The organism is Bacillus sp. FJAT-29814 (assembly GCF_001510715.1).
Lineage (GTDB): Bacteria > Bacillota > Bacilli > Bacillales > Cytobacillaceae > Neobacillus.
In genome coordinates, this window is record NZ_LMTJ01000004.1 from 23,612 (window position 1) to 38,493 (window position 14,882).

Sequence of the window (14,882 nt, forward strand, 5' to 3'; positions counted from 1 at the left end):
TCCTTTAGTTGTCTTTTCTTAGGATGATTTATTCTGAGTAAATCTTGATTTGTTCCGTTATTCTCATTAAAGATGGAGCTGTTAGCAATTTTTCCAATTGCCCCTTATCCGATAATAAATTGTTTAACTGTGAAACCGCCTTGATGTGCGAATCCCCATCAATGGCTGCCAGAACGATGAAAACTTGAACCTCTTTCCCCATTACCAATACCGGTTTCCCTAGCTTAAGCAAACTCATGCCCAGCTGATGGACGCCATCCTCCGGCTTAGCATGCGGAATCGCAATTTTTGGAGCAATAACGATATAAGGTCCCATCGTTTTGATATTTCTAATCATGGCTTCCACATATTCATCCGCAATGTATCCTTTACTTCGCAACGGCTCTGAAGCAATCTTGATCGCCTCTTCCCAATCACCAACATTCTCTTTAAAAAGAATATTTTCTTTTGTCAACAAGTCGCCCAAGGATGGCTTTGGCCGTTCCGCTTGAAAAGGAACTGATTTTGCGAGATGCTGCTTTAATTCCTTCAAAAGCCCTGATTCATTCCGTATGTCTGCATATTTATGAATAATGTCCATTAATGCCTCTACAGAAGCGGACTGTTTTTGATTTTCATCCAATTGGGAATTGATCTTTTTTAATAAGTTCTCCTTTTCGGCTTCTGTTAAAATGGGACTGACAATAAAGACTGGCCTGTCCTTTTCCTCGAGCGGAATCGTCGAGATGATGAAATCAGCATCAAAATGTTGATTTTCGTATTCTCTTAGTGAGACACAGCCAATGATATCAATGGTTGAAAATAGGCCCTCCAACTGATGCTGCAGCAATCTCGATGTGCCGATACCATTGGTGCACACAATCAATGCGGTTTTCCGGAGCGCCGGCTGGGCGCCGACCTTCTTCATCCAGCCGCCAAAGTGCATTGCAATTAAAGCGGTTTCATCATCGTTAACTTCTTTGCCAGTCAATTGCTCAAGATGATACATAACCTTGCGTGTAATGATAAAAATATCATGGTAATTCTCTTTAATCGCTTTGGTCATTTCATTTTCAAATTCAAGCCCGTATTTCACACGATAATAGGCCGGTTTCACATGAAGCAGCAAATTCCTTTCAATTTCCTGGCGATTTTCAAAAAAGACACAGGCGTATTTTTGGAAGTCACTGACCATATGGGCAACAGCCTTTTTCATGGAACCGTAGCTCTTAGTTGCCGACTCATCCGCAAACTGAATCCTAGAACCCAACAAGTGCTTCGTGATATACAAGATTTCATCCTCGGGAAAATCGGTTTGAAATAGTGCCGATAGCTTCGCTGCTATTTTTTGAGCAGCCTGAAACTGTCTGGTTTCCTGCAGAACCTCTTTTTCAACAGGGTCAATGCATACCTTTTTGCCCTTGGAAAGCCGCTTATAAAAGAACAGCAACTGGAGTGGGAAATGCTCGAGAAATTCATCCGTAAATTTGATATTCAGTTCCTTTTCGCTTTCCTCCACAATCATTTGAACCGCTTTCAGTTTCTCGAAATCAAATAAATCGAGATTTTCCCCCGTGTGATTCTGGAGAACATAGGGAATTTTCCTTAGTATCGTTTGCCAGCTTTGGTCTGGCAGAACCAGCTGAAGATAATGTGCAATCGCTTTACGTTTGTCATCTTCATTCCCAAGGATGATATATCCCTGTTTGCGGTCAAACTCAAGGATTAACTGAAATCGTCCTAGTTCTTCCTTTAATGCCTTTAAATCATCTATAGTGGTATTCCGACTAACACGGAGCTTTTCCATTAGATCCCCCAAAAACAATGGGGCATCCCGGGCCATTAAATAAATGGCCAGCCAACCCTTTCGCTCCTTGGCTGTATACTCGTAATGCCATTCCTTCAAAGTTCCAAGCTTCTCTGGTATTTGAACGGCCGCCTCCTCTTCCAAATAAAACCCTGCAGACCTAACGTGCTTAATTGGAGGCAGATCATTGTCCTTCAACCAGTCGCTAATCTTCTCGATATCGTAATAAATCGTCCTTCGAGAAATATGAAACCTTTCAGTCAACTCCTTAACAGGAACATAGGTTGACGCCTGAATTAAGTAATTCAAGATTGCTGTACTGCGCTGATCAAGTGCTACCTTCCCCACCCCCTTTGCACAGTTAATATGTGCAAAATAGTGCAAAATAGTACGAAAAGCTGATTAACCATTGCATACTTATACTCTACACCCTATTGCGGCAAATATGGAGACCAAATGCCGCCCCTTCCATTTGTGCAAAATTGGACTAAGGGATGGAATAAGCGTGTAAACATGAAGATTGTTAACATCGCACCACACTACCGGCGGAGAAAACGAAGGTATTTCTGAAAAGATGAATAAGCGAACGCGCCATAAGAAGTAGGGGATGAAGTGGTTAGAGGAAAAAACGAAGAGACCACATCATGAGAGGCGCGGCCATGTCACGTTTGGAATAAAAATGGTATAGTAACTTTGTAGGTCTAGCGGATGCAATGATATATTTTTTCATAAAATTTATCGAACATTTCGAGAAGGTTGACATGTTCACAATCCGGCTCTAACAAAGGAGATGAATTTCTGATGAATACCGTAAAAGAGAAATTGAAAATCGCACTTGAGGATTGGGAAATGATGAAGAAAGCATCAGAGGACGATAGTGAAGAATGCGCAGAACGGTTCGAGAGGCACTTTTATGAATTCATTGATGAATTAAAGGTCTGGTATCAGCATTTGGAACAGCCGCCAACCACTATAGAAGAGGCCGAAAATCTAATCGAAATAAGAGAAATCATGGAACTCCTCCCTTCGCCGCTTGAGCTCAACTTTTTAACAGAACTGGAACTCATTATCGAGGGTGAAGAACGAGTCCAGTATGATTAATCGCAGCTCGGGCTATTCCAGGTAATTATTCCTCTAAAAAATTTGTCATTCAACCAAACGTATCTCTGATTTTCCATAAAATATATACAATTAATTATATGAAAATAGTAAAACAACGGAGTTATGCAGCATAAAGACAGTCGTAAACGACGAGCAAAAGGTGTGGAAGTATGAGGTTAATTATGTATTGTGAGACAATCTATTCGGATGGCCCGCTTCCTTTGCCACTGGGCTTTTCCATTCGGGCGTTTCGACCAGGAGATGAAACGACTTGGGCAAAAATTGAAACACAAGCTGGGGAGTTTGCAACCGTAACGGAGGCTTTACAACGCTTCCACAATGAGTTTCACGGATGCGAATCCGACCTTCAGCAACGTTGTTTTTTTCTTCAAAACCCTGAGGGAGATGCGATTGGTACCATTATGGCCTGGTACGGGGAGTATGAAGGCCGCAGGATCGGACGAATTCACTGGGTGGGAATTGTCCCGAATTATCAAGGGAAAAAGCTAGCAAAACCGTTATTAACCTATGCCTTGGCTGAGATGAGCAAGTACCATCAAGAAGTCTATCTAACCACACAAAAACATAATGTGCCAGCCATTCGTCTATATGAGGCATACGGTTTTTATCCCATTGAAACCACCTGAGCAAGGTGGATTCAATGGGTTTTGCATTATAATTGATCTACAACCCGACCAGTTCCTACAAAAACCGTCCCCATGGTCACGAACTAAAAAAAGCGCAAGGACCTTTATTCAAATCCTTACGCTTATTGTTTATTACATATGCGACACGATCAATTCACATTCCCCGTCTAGGTTAAACGCCCCAAAGCCAACAGGGATAATCAGGTGCGTACCTTTCTTCAAGTCATACTGCTTTCCCTCATGAAGCAGCCTGCCATTCCCCTTGATGACACTCAATAGCAAATACCGATCATCAAATGAGAACGAAGCTTGCCCCTTAATCTCCCATTTATAAACTGTAAAAAACTCTGACTCTACAAAAGTGGTAACGACTGCATTTTCCCGTTCCTCCACCCTCGGCTCTCTCACATAATCCTGATGCGGAACAGTTGTAACATCAATCGCCTTCTTCAAGTGCAACTCACGCAAGTTCCCTTCAGCATCGCGGCGATCATAATCGTAGACACGGTAGGTGGTGTCTGAGCTTTGCTGGGTTTCCAATACGAGCGTGCCTTCGCACAACGCATGAATCGTGCCGCTTGGGACAAAGAAGAAGTCGCCCGGTTTGATTTTCACCCGGCGTAGCAGCCCGTTCCAGTTCCCTGCCTCGATTTGCGCTACCAACTCTTCCCTCGACCCGGCATTATGGCCAAAAATCATGTCCGCATCTTCCTTGCAATCGATAATATACCAGCACTCAGTCTTGCCCAATTCCCCATTTTCATGGACTTGGGCATAAGCATCATCGGGATGGACCTGAACCGACAAATCCATATTCGCGTCCAAAATCTTCGTCAATAACGGAAATACCGCTTCTTTGGGATGCCCAAACAATTCCGAATGCTCCTGCCACAGCTGGTCTAGCGTCATCCCTGCATACTCGCCGTTTTCAATCTCAGAAGGACCATTGGGATGGGCAGATATCGCCCAGCATTCCCCGGTATGCTCGTTAGGTATCTGATATCCAAATTCCCTTTCTAAGGCAGTTCCTCCCCAGATTCTCTCTTTAAAAACTGGTTTTAAAAATAATGGCTGCAAAATGAATACCTCCAAAAGATCTTTAACATTTCCTTAACTATTCCTATTTTTGAATAAGATTACTTTCCGCCAAATCCATCAACCAATCCCAAAACTCTTCCTAGCTGCTCCGCGGTTCTTCGCAAATTCCCGCTGGCAACCTCTGGGCTCATGGCTACATTCAAATCCACCGGGCCGCCGACCACTGTAAAATAAGCCGCGATTCCCGACTCATACAAGGAAGGTTTCCCTTCGGACACATCGCCCGCCAAGGCAATCACAGGGATCCCGTGTTTCTTAGCCATTTGGGCAATTCCCGCCGGAGCCTTCCCCATCGAAGTTTGTCCGTCAAGCTTGCCCTCACCCGTGATGACGAGGTTAACACCGTTAAGTTTCTCCTCTAAACGGGTCAGCCCCAGGATCAACTCAACGCCCGACTCTAACTCTGCCTGCAGGAACCCGGCAAATGCCGCTCCCAATCCGCCAGCTGCACCGGCACCCGAAATCCCCTGCAAATCGATGCCGAACTGCTCCAGCACGACATCCGCAAACCGCCGAAGGCCTTGATCCAATTCTTCCACCACTTCAGGAGTTGCTCCTTTTTGTGGTCCAAAAATATAAGCCGCCCCGTTTGTACCATATAACGGATTATGGACGTCACAGGCCACCCGGAACCTTGTCGCCCTCACCTTTTCTGGAACAGAACTAGCCTTAACCTTGTTAATATTCTTAAGCTCAACTCCGCCAAATCCAACAGAAAGAACTTCCTGATTGAAAAATTGGAACCCTAACGCCTGAAGCATTCCTACACCGGCATCATTGGTCGAACTTCCGCCAAGCCCAATAATAACCTCCTTGCATCCGTTGTCAATCGCATCCAATATCAACTCGCCAACACCATATGATGTAGTATAAAGAGGATTTCGCTGCTCTACACTTACTAACGGGAGGCCGCATGCTTCGGCAACCTCAACAACAGCCGCCGTTCCGCCGCCTAAAATTCCGTATCTCCCCTTAACCTTCTCGCCAAGCGGACCGGTAATCACTTTTTCCACAAACCTGCCCCCCGTAGCATATACTAACGCCTCGACGGTTCCCTCACCGCCATCAGCAACGGGTACCGTTTCAACAACAAAATCCATGCCTGTGCGGTCAAAACCTTCGGCTATGGATTGATTCGCTTCCATCGACGAAAGACTTCCCTTAAACGAATCCATCGCCACTAATACTTTCAACATATGAATCACTCCTCATTCCCTTGGTAAAAATCGTCAACTCTCTGCTATAATAAAAGGACTGAAAATTCCGGGGTGAATACAATGCGATTTGAAGATCGCTTACAAAAGTTTGAATATAAGTTAAATGACACAGATGACCAAATTATCGAATACATCCTACAAAACAAGCAGGACTTTGTTCGCCAATCCATTCAAAGTCTGGCGGCCCATTTATATACGGTCCCGAATACCATCACCAGACTATCCAAAAAGCTGGGTTACGATGGTTTTTCCCATCTTAAAAATAGTATTAAAGAAGAACTAGAATCGGCTATCATCGCAGAAGAGGACAGTTCCTACCATTATATCCAACGGACATTTGAGTTGATTGACAAGAACCGGATCGAAACCGCCGCTAAAATGATTCACGAAGCCAAGCGCACACTGTTATTTGGCGTCGGAGACATGGCGATATTCTGTGACCTGTTGGTCCGCAACTTACGTGTCGTAGGAAAAAAAGCTGAATTCTCCATTCATCGCCATGAAGTCATTCATATAGTAAATGAAATGAATCATCATGATGTTTTGGTGTTAATGAGCTTATCAGGAGAAACACCGCAAATTCTCGAAATGGCTAACATTGCCACGCAAAGGGGAATTCCGATTATATCGCTAACGCACTTTGATCGGAATTCATTGCAAGAAACAGCCTCAGTCAATCTATACTGCTTTGCCCCTAAAAAAGAAAAAAACGGCTACAACATCACCGACAGAACACCCGTGATGATTGTTTTGCAACTATTATCTCAATATTATTGGGACCACTTTTAAAATTGTGTAAAAATACACATGTATCCGCTTAATTGAATTCTATCTGTGTAAAAATAAGAAGAATCGCTCTTCTTATTTTTTTTTTGCTACGATAAAGACATCAAATGAAAACACTTTCAGCAATGATAGAGGAGGGAAACACGATGCAATTACAAGCACTTACCTCACCAAGCCTGATTAGTACCGGAAAGACCTTTCAATCAAAGAAAGCGGCGATTCAGTACCTAGTGAAACAGCTCGGTGAAGCGGGCAAACTGCATTCCGAACAAGATTTTTACCAAGCGGTTTTAGATAGAGAAAAACTGTCTGCGACAGGCTTTGAAGGCGGATTGGCAATACCGCACGGAAAGTCAGCAACCGTTAAGGAGGCGGCCTTCGCCATTGCCACCCTGCAAAAACCGTTAACTGATTGGGAGAGTATCGACCCCAATAATCAAGTTCAACTCATTATTTTATTGGCGATTCCAGAGACAGAAGCGGGTTCAACCCATCTTGCTTTACTTTCAGAATTTGTCAAGAGATTGTCAAACGCCGCCTATAAAAACAGGCTGATGAACGCAAAAACCAATTTAGAGTTATTCCAGCAGCTAGACAATACGGAAGCCCAGACTGAAACCAAAACAGTGAAAAAATCAAACAAAACCGTATTAGCGATCACCGCTTGCCCGGCCGGAATTGCCCATACCTATATGGCCGCTGAAGCATTGATCAAAGCCGGAAATGAACTTGGCGTGGATGTCTTTGTGGAAAAGCAAGGCGCTAACGGAATTGAGGACCGTCATACCACTGCTCTTTTGAACAAAGCAGATGTTATTATTTTTGCCAATGATGTGGCCATCAAGGACGAGGATCGATTCGCTCACTTGCCAAAAGTGAAAACTTCGGTGGCGGCGCCACTTAGAAACGCTGCAAGCCTCATTCAACAAGCATTGGAAAAGGCGGAAGCGACGCCAAAGAAAAAGTACAACCCATCGCAAGTTGCTGATTCTTCCTCTAATGAGGGCGGAGAGAAATCTTTTAAAACTGAAATTAAAGACTCCATCTTAACTGGTATTTCTTATATTATCCCGGTTATTGTGGCCGGCGGGATGACATTGGCGGCGGCCGTGTTAATCTCCCAAGCCTTTGGCCTGCAAGAGGTCTATGCACAAGAGGGCTCATGGTTATGGTTATTAAGGCAACTTGGCGGCGGACTCCTAGGACAATTGATGGTGCCAATTTTAGCCGCCTATATGGCCTACTCCATCGCGGATAAGCCGGCGCTTGGACCTGGTTTCGCTGCCGGTGTCGCCGCCAACCTGATTGGTTCCGGATTCCTCGGCGGGATGCTTGGCGGTTTCTTAGCCGGTTTCTTCTTAAAGTTTTTAAAGAAAAAAATCCAGCCAAAAGGCACATTTGCCGGATTCATCAGCTTCTGGCTCTATCCGGTTGTCGGAACACTTGTCGTTGGCTCCATCATGTTATTTGTCATCGGAAAGCCCCTTGCTTGGATCAACCAAGGGTTAATCGACTGGCTCGGCAGTTTGTCCGGTGCAAACGCACTTATATTAGGAGCGATTCTTGGCGCCATGGTATCCTTTGACCTCGGCGGTCCGGTAAACAAGGCGGCCTATACCTTCTGTATCGGTGCGATGGCCAGCGGAAACTTTATTCCTTACGCAGCATTTGCTTCCGTAAAAATGGTTTCAGCCTTTGGAGTAACAGGCGCAACCATCATCGGGAAAAAATACTTTACACAACAAGAACAAGAAGTCGGGAAACAAACATGGCTGCTTGGCCTGGCGGGAATCACGGAGGGGGCCATCCCATTCATGATTAACGACCCGCTGCGGGTAATCCCATCCTTAATTGCCGGTTCTGCTGTAACAGGTGCCATTGTTGCCTACTTTAACATTGGTCTGAACGTTCCAGGCGCAGGAATTTTCTCGCTTGCCCTTCTACAAGGCCAGCAAATGCTGCTTGCCGCCACTATTTGGTTAGGTGCCGCATTGCTTGGTGCTGCCATTTCGATGGCGCTATTAATTATCACTAGAAAAAACAAGCTTAAAAAAGAACAGAAACAGATTGCAGCGACACAAGAAGCCGCTTAAGAAATAGATAACAAAAAATAATATGGTACCTAGCGAATAACTCCTAGGTACCATAAATATTTGGAGGACATCATGAAAAAAGTTCATATTGTACCCCATATGCATTGGGATAGAGAGTGGTACTTTTCAACAGAAGAATCTCGAATTTTACTGGTAAACAACATGGAAGAAATCATGGAAATGCTCGAAAATAATCCGGATTACCCATACTACGTTTTAGATGGACAAACTGCCATCCTAGAAGACTATTTTGCCGTGAAACCGGAGAATAAAGAACGTGTAAAAAAACTAGTTCAACAGGGGAAATTGATTATCGGCCCTTGGTATACGCAAACGGACGAGATGGTCGTCGGGGGCGAATCGATTGTTCGGAATCTGTTATATGGATTAAAGGACACAGAAGAATTCGGCCAGCCGATGATGATTGGCTACCTTCCTGATTCTTTCGGACAGTCTTCGCAAATGCCGCAAATATTAAATGGGTTTGATATTAAGTACTCTATTTTTTGGCGTGGCACCTCTGAGCGCCATGGCACAGACAAAACCGAATTCTATTGGCAAAGTGATGATGGCTCAAAGGTTCTTGTGCAGTTGTTTCCACTAGGCTATGCGATTGGAAAATATTTACCGGAGGACGAAAAGAAACTGCAGGAACGGATCGATAAGTACTTTACCGTTCTCGATCGCGGCGCGACAACAGACAACATCATTCTTCCGAACGGGCACGACCAAATGCCGATCCAAAAGAATATCTTTACGATTATTGAAAAATTGCAGCGTTTGTACCCAGACCGTGAATTTTTCCTAAGTAAATACGAAAATGTATTTAATGAACTGGAACAAAATCAAACCTTGCCCACTATCCAAGGGGAATTTTTAGACGGTAAATACATGCGCGTCCATAGAAGCATCTATTCAACCAGAATGGATATTAAGGCAGCCAATACTCGGATTGAAAATAAACTCACGAATATCCTTGAGCCGTTAGCTTCGATTGCTTATTCATTAGGATTTGAATACCATCATGGCTTAATCGAGTTAATTTGGAAGGAAATCATGAAAAACCATGCCCATGACAGCATCGGCTGCTGCTGCTCTGATAAGGTTCATCGCGAGATCATGAACCGCTTCTTCCTGGCGGAGGAAAAGACTGATCAACTGATTGAATTCTACAAGCGGAAAATCACCGATTCCATTCGAACGGAACGGAAAGAAGATCGCCTAACAGCGTTTAATCTGCTTCCATATGAGCGGAAAGAGGTGATCACGACAACAGTCGTTACCAAGCTTGATTCATTCACATTAGTGGATGCTGACGGAACAACCATCCCATTTGAAGTATTGAAGAAAGAAATACTGGACCCAGGCTTAATTGACCGCCAAATCGTTCACTACGGAAACTATGATCCCTTCTATCAATATACGATTCAATTAAAGGATCCGATTCCGGCGATGGGGTATAAAACGTATTTTGTAGTTGGAAACGGCGATGAAACTCAAATGGCCCAAACCCTTATGGAAAAAGAAACGGTGGAAACCGACCATTATGTGGTATCCGTCAATCCAAATGGAACCTTAAAAATTTGGGATAAACAGCTTGAGAAGGAATTTAACGATGTTCTTCGGTTGGAAAACGGCGGCGATGATGGCGATGAATACGACTTCTCTCCACTGGCGAATGAACAATTAATCTATAGTGACAAGGCAGAAGCAGAGGTGAAAATCTCCCAAAATGCTTATGAGGCATTCATTGATATCCAATTACAGCTTGCTGTACCTGGAGATTTAGATAAGCGCAAAAACGGCAAGCTAGATCGGTTTGTTGGTGTCCATTGGAAGGTGCGCATCCCTAATCATCAGCCGATCATAAAGGTCGAGGCCGAGATTGAGAACCTGGCGAACGATCATCGTCTTCGTGTCTTGATTCCTACTGGCATTGCCTCAGCCTTCTCTGTATCGGACAATCAATTCGGATCTATTAAAAGGGATGTTTACGATGCGGCCATGGATGTGTGGGCTGACGAAAATTGGGATGAGCGCCCGGATTCGATTTATCCAATGCTATCCTTTGTAGGCTTATCAGATGAGAAACATGGAATTAGTGTGGTAACGAATAGCACAAGGGAATATGAAATTATTGGGGAGCACTACGATACGATCGCCATTACACTGTTCCGCAGTGTTGGGGTGTTGGGTAAAGAAGAAATGCTAAGAAGACCTGGGCGTCCGTCCGGTATTAAGCTGCCAACACCTGATTCACAAATGATTGGAAAACTACAGTTAGCCTTTGCCATCACAACACATAAAGGCTCAACCACGACCGCTAACGTAGCAAGAACGGCTAAGGAATATACAACACCGATCCAGACCTATAATAAAATTCCGTATAATGCCATGAAGTTGAACCCAAGCGGGCTGCAGACACCGACAAGCTTTAGTTTCCTTCAAGAAACGAACCCTAACGCTGTCCTAAGTACACTGAAAAAGGCAGAAAAAGAACCGAAGTTTGTTTTACGATTCTATAACCCAACTGCAACGGAACAACAAAGCTCGTTCACAGTTAACCGTTCCGTTAACGAAGTCTCGGAAGCAAATTTGAATGAGAAAGCAACTGTTCCATTAAAGTTGGAAAAAAATCAATTCACTGTCACCCTAAAGCAAAATGAAGTGAAATCAGTATTATTCTAAACCTATATTAACAAAGGCAAGGGACACTTCCCTTGCCTTTTGTCACTTATAAATGCAGGCAGCGTGTCGAGGATGATAAAGCCCTCAAACTACTCCCGTTCGGTTAATCCGTCATAAACTTATAACGTAAAATCGCCGCGAGGCCGGCACCATGTTTGAAATCCCCTTTAACCACCAGGTCCTTCAATTCTTGCATCGAAATCGTATGCAATTCGATTTGTTCACTGCTTTCCAGCTTCTGCTCGGTAGGAGTTAGGCCGGCTGCCGCATACAAATGAATTTCTTCCGTGGTTGAGCCCGGTGATGGAAAAAAGCTTCCCAAATCAAGCCAGTGCTCTGCGATGTAACCCGTCTCTTCCTCCAATTCCTTTTTCGCCGCTTCAATAGGCGAAGATCCCGACTCTATCATTCCGGCAGGCAGTTCCCATTGCCAATTTTTCAAGGCATGACGGTACTGTCTGATACAAACGACCTCATGATTTTTCGTAACTGGAAGGATACAGACACCCTTTGAAAAATTCAGATAGGAAAAAGTCTTTTCCTCCCCATTTGGAAGGACCACCTGATCAATGGAAACTTCAAAACGATCTACCTTCTGCTTATTCGAACGTGCAATTTTCCACATTATTAAATACACCTCATCCTGATCACTCGCTCCTCCTAGGATAATCCTTTTTGGAGATAGAATCAAAATGTATGGCCTATTTTGCCTGAACTAAATAACCTAACATAATGGGGTATCATTCCTAACAAAAAAAGAAATGCTCTACCCAAATTCCCTGTGTTTGAAAAATAAACGGAGAAATTCCGTTTAAATTGGGAAATACCTATATTTCCCTAAAAATAAAGGAAGTTTTTCCGCTTATATCATCTAAATCACTGGATTTTGTCTTATTTAAAGTAGATAAGCGGAAATTCTCCGCTTATTTCTACTTCTTAAGCCTCCCCTATATACATTAGACGGAAATTCTCCGTCTAAAAAAGCATGGCGAATTCCCTTAAGGATTACCATGCTTTTTCGTAAGTTATTTAACCTGTTTTTTCACTTTTAAACTTCAAAAGAAACCTTCAAACAGGCACTCAATCTATTACTGACCCATGGGTTTCTCTCGCCAACAGCAGGCTGCCCACAATTCCCGCATTGTCGCCTAATCCCGGGCTAACAAAATAGTCGTTCAACTCTGGCGTTTCCACATAATTGTTAAGCAACGCCGCGAACTCCGCCCGAATCAACGGGAATAATTGCGTTTGTTTCATGACGCCGCCACCAAGGATAATTTTTTCCGGACGTAAAACCAGTGTGTAGTTCACCAGTGCCTGAGCAATATAAGATGCCTCAATTTCCCACACTTTTCCATATCTTGCCAATTCGCGGCCGTTTACTCCATATCTTCCCTCAAGTGCTGGTCCAGCGGCAAGCCCTTCAAAACAGTCCTTATGATACGGGCAATGGCCTTCATACTGGTCCTCCGGGTGTTTACGGACGAGCAAATGGCCCATTTCCGGATGAGAAAATCCTTCTAAAATCTCCCCGCTCACAACAGCGCCGCCACCGATTCCTGTACCGATCGTCAAATATAGGCAGCTGCTTGACCCAACAGCACTGCCCTGTTTGAATTCACCATAGGCAGCTGCGTTTACATCCGTTGTGAACGCAACCGGAACATGATACCGGCTCTTGATAGCACCAACAAAGTTGAAGTAGTCCCATCCGGGTTTTGGAGTACTGGTAATATAGCCGTATGTTTTGGATTGCTTATTAATATCAATCGGACCGAACGAACCGATTCCAATCGAGGATAATTCATAGGAATCAAAAAACTCAAACACCACCTCCAAGGTTTCCGCTGGAGTAGTCGTTGGAATGCTGACCCTACTGATGATCTCTAATTGCTCGTTGCTGACGGCACAAACAAATTTAGTGCCCCCCGCTTCAATGGCTCCGAAGTACATCGTTTTTCCTCCTGATTCATAATAACGATGCGACCCTTAAGTAAGGGCCGCATTCACTCATAAATTAACCACGAAACGTCTCATACCGGACTTCTTTAAGCACCGCTCCACTGCCTGTAATCGATATATCCGTTCCTTTATTTTGGTCATAGGCGGTGAAACTCACAACCTTCTCATCTGCATTGACAAACAGTTCAACAGAATGAAGATCAAGATAAAACTCTAACGTTTTCTCGCTTCCGGGCGCTCCAAAGCAATTTTCCAACACAATCGGCTCTTTGCTGCCATAATCTGATAAGATAACTAGCTTGTTATTAGCGGCATCGACTTCTACCCGTGTAGATTTCGTTTCATTTTTATTCAGTTCGATGGTAAACTTCTGGGCATCATCCGCCAACGCGAGCTTTAAATAGCCCGCCTCTTTTCCGGGAATCTCCAGTTGCTCCTCGACCACCACATTTTCATGGAGTACTGATAGATCAAAGTTCGACCCGCGGTCAATAAATGGCCGCTGTTGCAAATCACCATTCTTAATGGTTAACTGCCTAGGAATAGACATCATGCCATTAAAGCCGTATTCTCTTGGCGGTGTGGTCTGGTGCCAGCGGTGCATCCAGGAAATTAATAAGCGTTCGCCGTTTTGTCCCTCTGTCGTTTGCGGGGCATAAAACGTCTGGCCATGGTCAAGCAGTTCCTTTTTCTCCGGCTTGAACACTCCCTTTTCAAAATCCATTTCCCCGATCACATAGGAAGTTTTGTTTTGGATTTGCTCGCTGAACTCAGGGTCACATGGCATTTCGGAGAAAATTAGGACATATTTGCCATCCAATTCAAAAAGGTCAGGGCATTCTAGTAAGGTATTATCCTCAAATTTGGTCTGAAAAATGGAAGAATGAAACTCCCAATCTAACAGATCCTTCGATTTAAACATAATGATTTCGCCGCGCCGCTCCGCATTTCTTACTGACAATACACAGTAATACGTGCCATCTACCTCCAACACCTTCGGATCGCGGAAATCACAAATCAAATACCCTTCCGGTAATTGCTTTTCCCCAATAACCGGGTTTAATGGATATTTTTCAAAATGGACACCATCGCTAGAGAAGGCAACACACTGACGTTCAGAAATTTCAGACTCATCCCGGTCAAAGCCGATGTTCGGGTCAATGTGGCCAGTATAAATCAGATACAGCTTTCCGTCTTTTTCAATCGCGCTGCCGGAAAAACAACCATGCGTATCGTAAGCCTTATCATTGGCCAGTGCGACAGGGAGGTATTCCCAGTTCACAAAATCCTTCGTTTTCGCATGGCCCCAATGCATGGAATCCCAGACAACATCATACGGATTATATTGATAGAATAAGTGATAATATCCTTGATAAAAGATAAAGCCATTCGGATCATTCATCCAACCAATTTCCGGAGAAAAATGGTAGTAAGGCCGGCTTGAGACTTTCGCTTTATTTTGCTGTATATACTCGTTTGCTTTTTGTAGTCTATTCATTGCGCA

General features: G+C 44.0%; 11 protein-coding genes. 5 read left to right on the forward strand and 6 right to left on the reverse strand.

Annotated features, from left to right (window positions below):
* Positions 1–28 precede the first annotated feature (28 nt).
* Positions 29–2,134, reverse strand: a complete 2,106-nt coding sequence (locus tag AR334_RS10420; protein WP_066309507.1) for a BglG family transcription antiterminator — start codon at positions 2,132–2,134, stop codon at positions 29–31.
* A gap of 453 nt (positions 2,135–2,587) precedes the next feature.
* Here AR334_RS10420 and AR334_RS10425 point away from each other — a divergent pair, with 453 nt between their 5' ends.
* Positions 2,588–2,887, forward strand: a complete 300-nt coding sequence (locus tag AR334_RS10425) for a hypothetical protein (RefSeq protein ID WP_253701272.1) — start codon at positions 2,588–2,590, stop codon at positions 2,885–2,887.
* Positions 2,888–3,057: 170 nt separating this feature from the next.
* Positions 3,058–3,534, forward strand: a complete 477-nt coding sequence (locus tag AR334_RS10430; protein WP_066309509.1) for an N-acetyltransferase — start codon at positions 3,058–3,060, stop codon at positions 3,532–3,534.
* A 132-nt stretch (positions 3,535–3,666) separates the two neighbouring features.
* On the opposite strand, the gene manA is transcribed toward AR334_RS10430, so the two are convergent.
* Together manA and AR334_RS10440 are read right to left on the reverse strand one after the other, a co-directional pair.
* A complete protein-coding gene (gene manA, locus AR334_RS10435) occupies positions 3,667–4,614 on the reverse strand; it encodes a mannose-6-phosphate isomerase, class I (RefSeq protein WP_066310738.1) in 948 nt (315 codons plus the stop codon).
* Positions 4,615–4,670: 56 nt separating this feature from the next.
* The gene (locus tag AR334_RS10440; RefSeq protein ID WP_367576357.1) at positions 4,671–5,828 is read right to left on the reverse strand and encodes a glycerate kinase; all 1,158 of its coding nucleotides are present in this window, start codon (positions 5,826–5,828) and stop codon (positions 4,671–4,673) included.
* 81 nt (positions 5,829–5,909) lie between these two features.
* Between AR334_RS10440 and AR334_RS10445 the strand changes: the two genes are divergently transcribed.
* The 3 genes from AR334_RS10445 to mngB all read left to right on the forward strand — a co-directional run bounded on the left by AR334_RS10445 (position 5,910) and on the right by mngB (position 11,416).
* Positions 5,910–6,638 carry a MurR/RpiR family transcriptional regulator gene (locus tag AR334_RS10445; RefSeq protein WP_066309512.1) on the forward strand — a complete coding sequence of 243 codons (729 nt, stop codon included), beginning with the start codon at positions 5,910–5,912 and terminating at the stop codon, positions 6,636–6,638.
* 143 nt (positions 6,639–6,781) lie between these two features.
* Positions 6,782–8,728, forward strand: coding sequence for a PTS 2-O-a-mannosyl-D-glycerate transporter subunit IIABC (mngA, locus tag AR334_RS10450; protein ID WP_066309518.1), 1,947 nt, complete (start codon positions 6,782–6,784; stop codon positions 8,726–8,728).
* Positions 8,729–8,800: 72 nt separating this feature from the next.
* Positions 8,801–11,416 carry a mannosylglycerate hydrolase gene (gene mngB, locus AR334_RS10455; RefSeq protein WP_066309521.1) on the forward strand — a complete coding sequence of 872 codons (2,616 nt, stop codon included), beginning with the start codon at positions 8,801–8,803 and terminating at the stop codon, positions 11,414–11,416.
* Positions 11,417–11,519: 103 nt separating this feature from the next.
* Here mngB and AR334_RS10460 read toward each other — a convergent pair whose 3' ends face one another.
* The 3 genes from AR334_RS10460 to AR334_RS10470 form a co-directional block, all read right to left on the reverse strand.
* Positions 11,520–12,041, reverse strand: a complete 522-nt coding sequence (locus tag AR334_RS10460) for an NUDIX hydrolase (protein WP_253701274.1) — start codon at positions 12,039–12,041, stop codon at positions 11,520–11,522.
* Positions 12,042–12,496: 455 nt separating this feature from the next.
* Positions 12,497–13,369, reverse strand: coding sequence for an ROK family protein (locus tag AR334_RS10465; protein WP_066309524.1), 873 nt, complete (start codon positions 13,367–13,369; stop codon positions 12,497–12,499).
* 64 nt (positions 13,370–13,433) lie between these two features.
* Entirely contained in the window at positions 13,434–14,876 is a 1,443-nt protein-coding gene (locus tag AR334_RS10470; RefSeq protein WP_066309527.1) for a glycoside hydrolase family 32 protein, read from the reverse strand.
* Positions 14,877–14,882 lie beyond the last annotated feature (6 nt).

Excerpts from the sequence above, each read along its gene's own strand:
- AR334_RS10425 (WP_253701272.1), top strand. The coding sequence starts at position 2,588 with ATGAATACCGTAAAAGAGAAATTGAAAATCGCACTTGAGGATTGGGAA.
- AR334_RS10465 (WP_066309524.1), bottom strand. The coding sequence starts at position 13,369 with ATGTACTTCGGAGCCATTGAAGCGGGGGGCACTAAATTTGTTTGTGCC.
- AR334_RS10445 (WP_066309512.1), top strand. The coding sequence starts at position 5,910 with ATGCGATTTGAAGATCGCTTACAAAAGTTTGAATATAAGTTAAATGAC.
- AR334_RS10460 (WP_253701274.1), bottom strand. The coding sequence starts at position 12,041 with ATGTGGAAAATTGCACGTTCGAATAAGCAGAAGGTAGATCGTTTTGAA.
- mngA (WP_066309518.1), top strand. The coding sequence starts at position 6,782 with ATGCAATTACAAGCACTTACCTCACCAAGCCTGATTAGTACCGGAAAG.
- mngB (WP_066309521.1), top strand. The coding sequence starts at position 8,801 with ATGAAAAAAGTTCATATTGTACCCCATATGCATTGGGATAGAGAGTGG.
- AR334_RS10430 (WP_066309509.1), top strand. The coding sequence starts at position 3,058 with ATGAGGTTAATTATGTATTGTGAGACAATCTATTCGGATGGCCCGCTT.
- AR334_RS10470 (WP_066309527.1), bottom strand. The coding sequence starts at position 14,876 with ATGAATAGACTACAAAAAGCAAACGAGTATATACAGCAAAATAAAGCG.
- AR334_RS10440 (WP_367576357.1), bottom strand. The coding sequence starts at position 5,828 with ATGTTGAAAGTATTAGTGGCGATGGATTCGTTTAAGGGAAGTCTTTCG.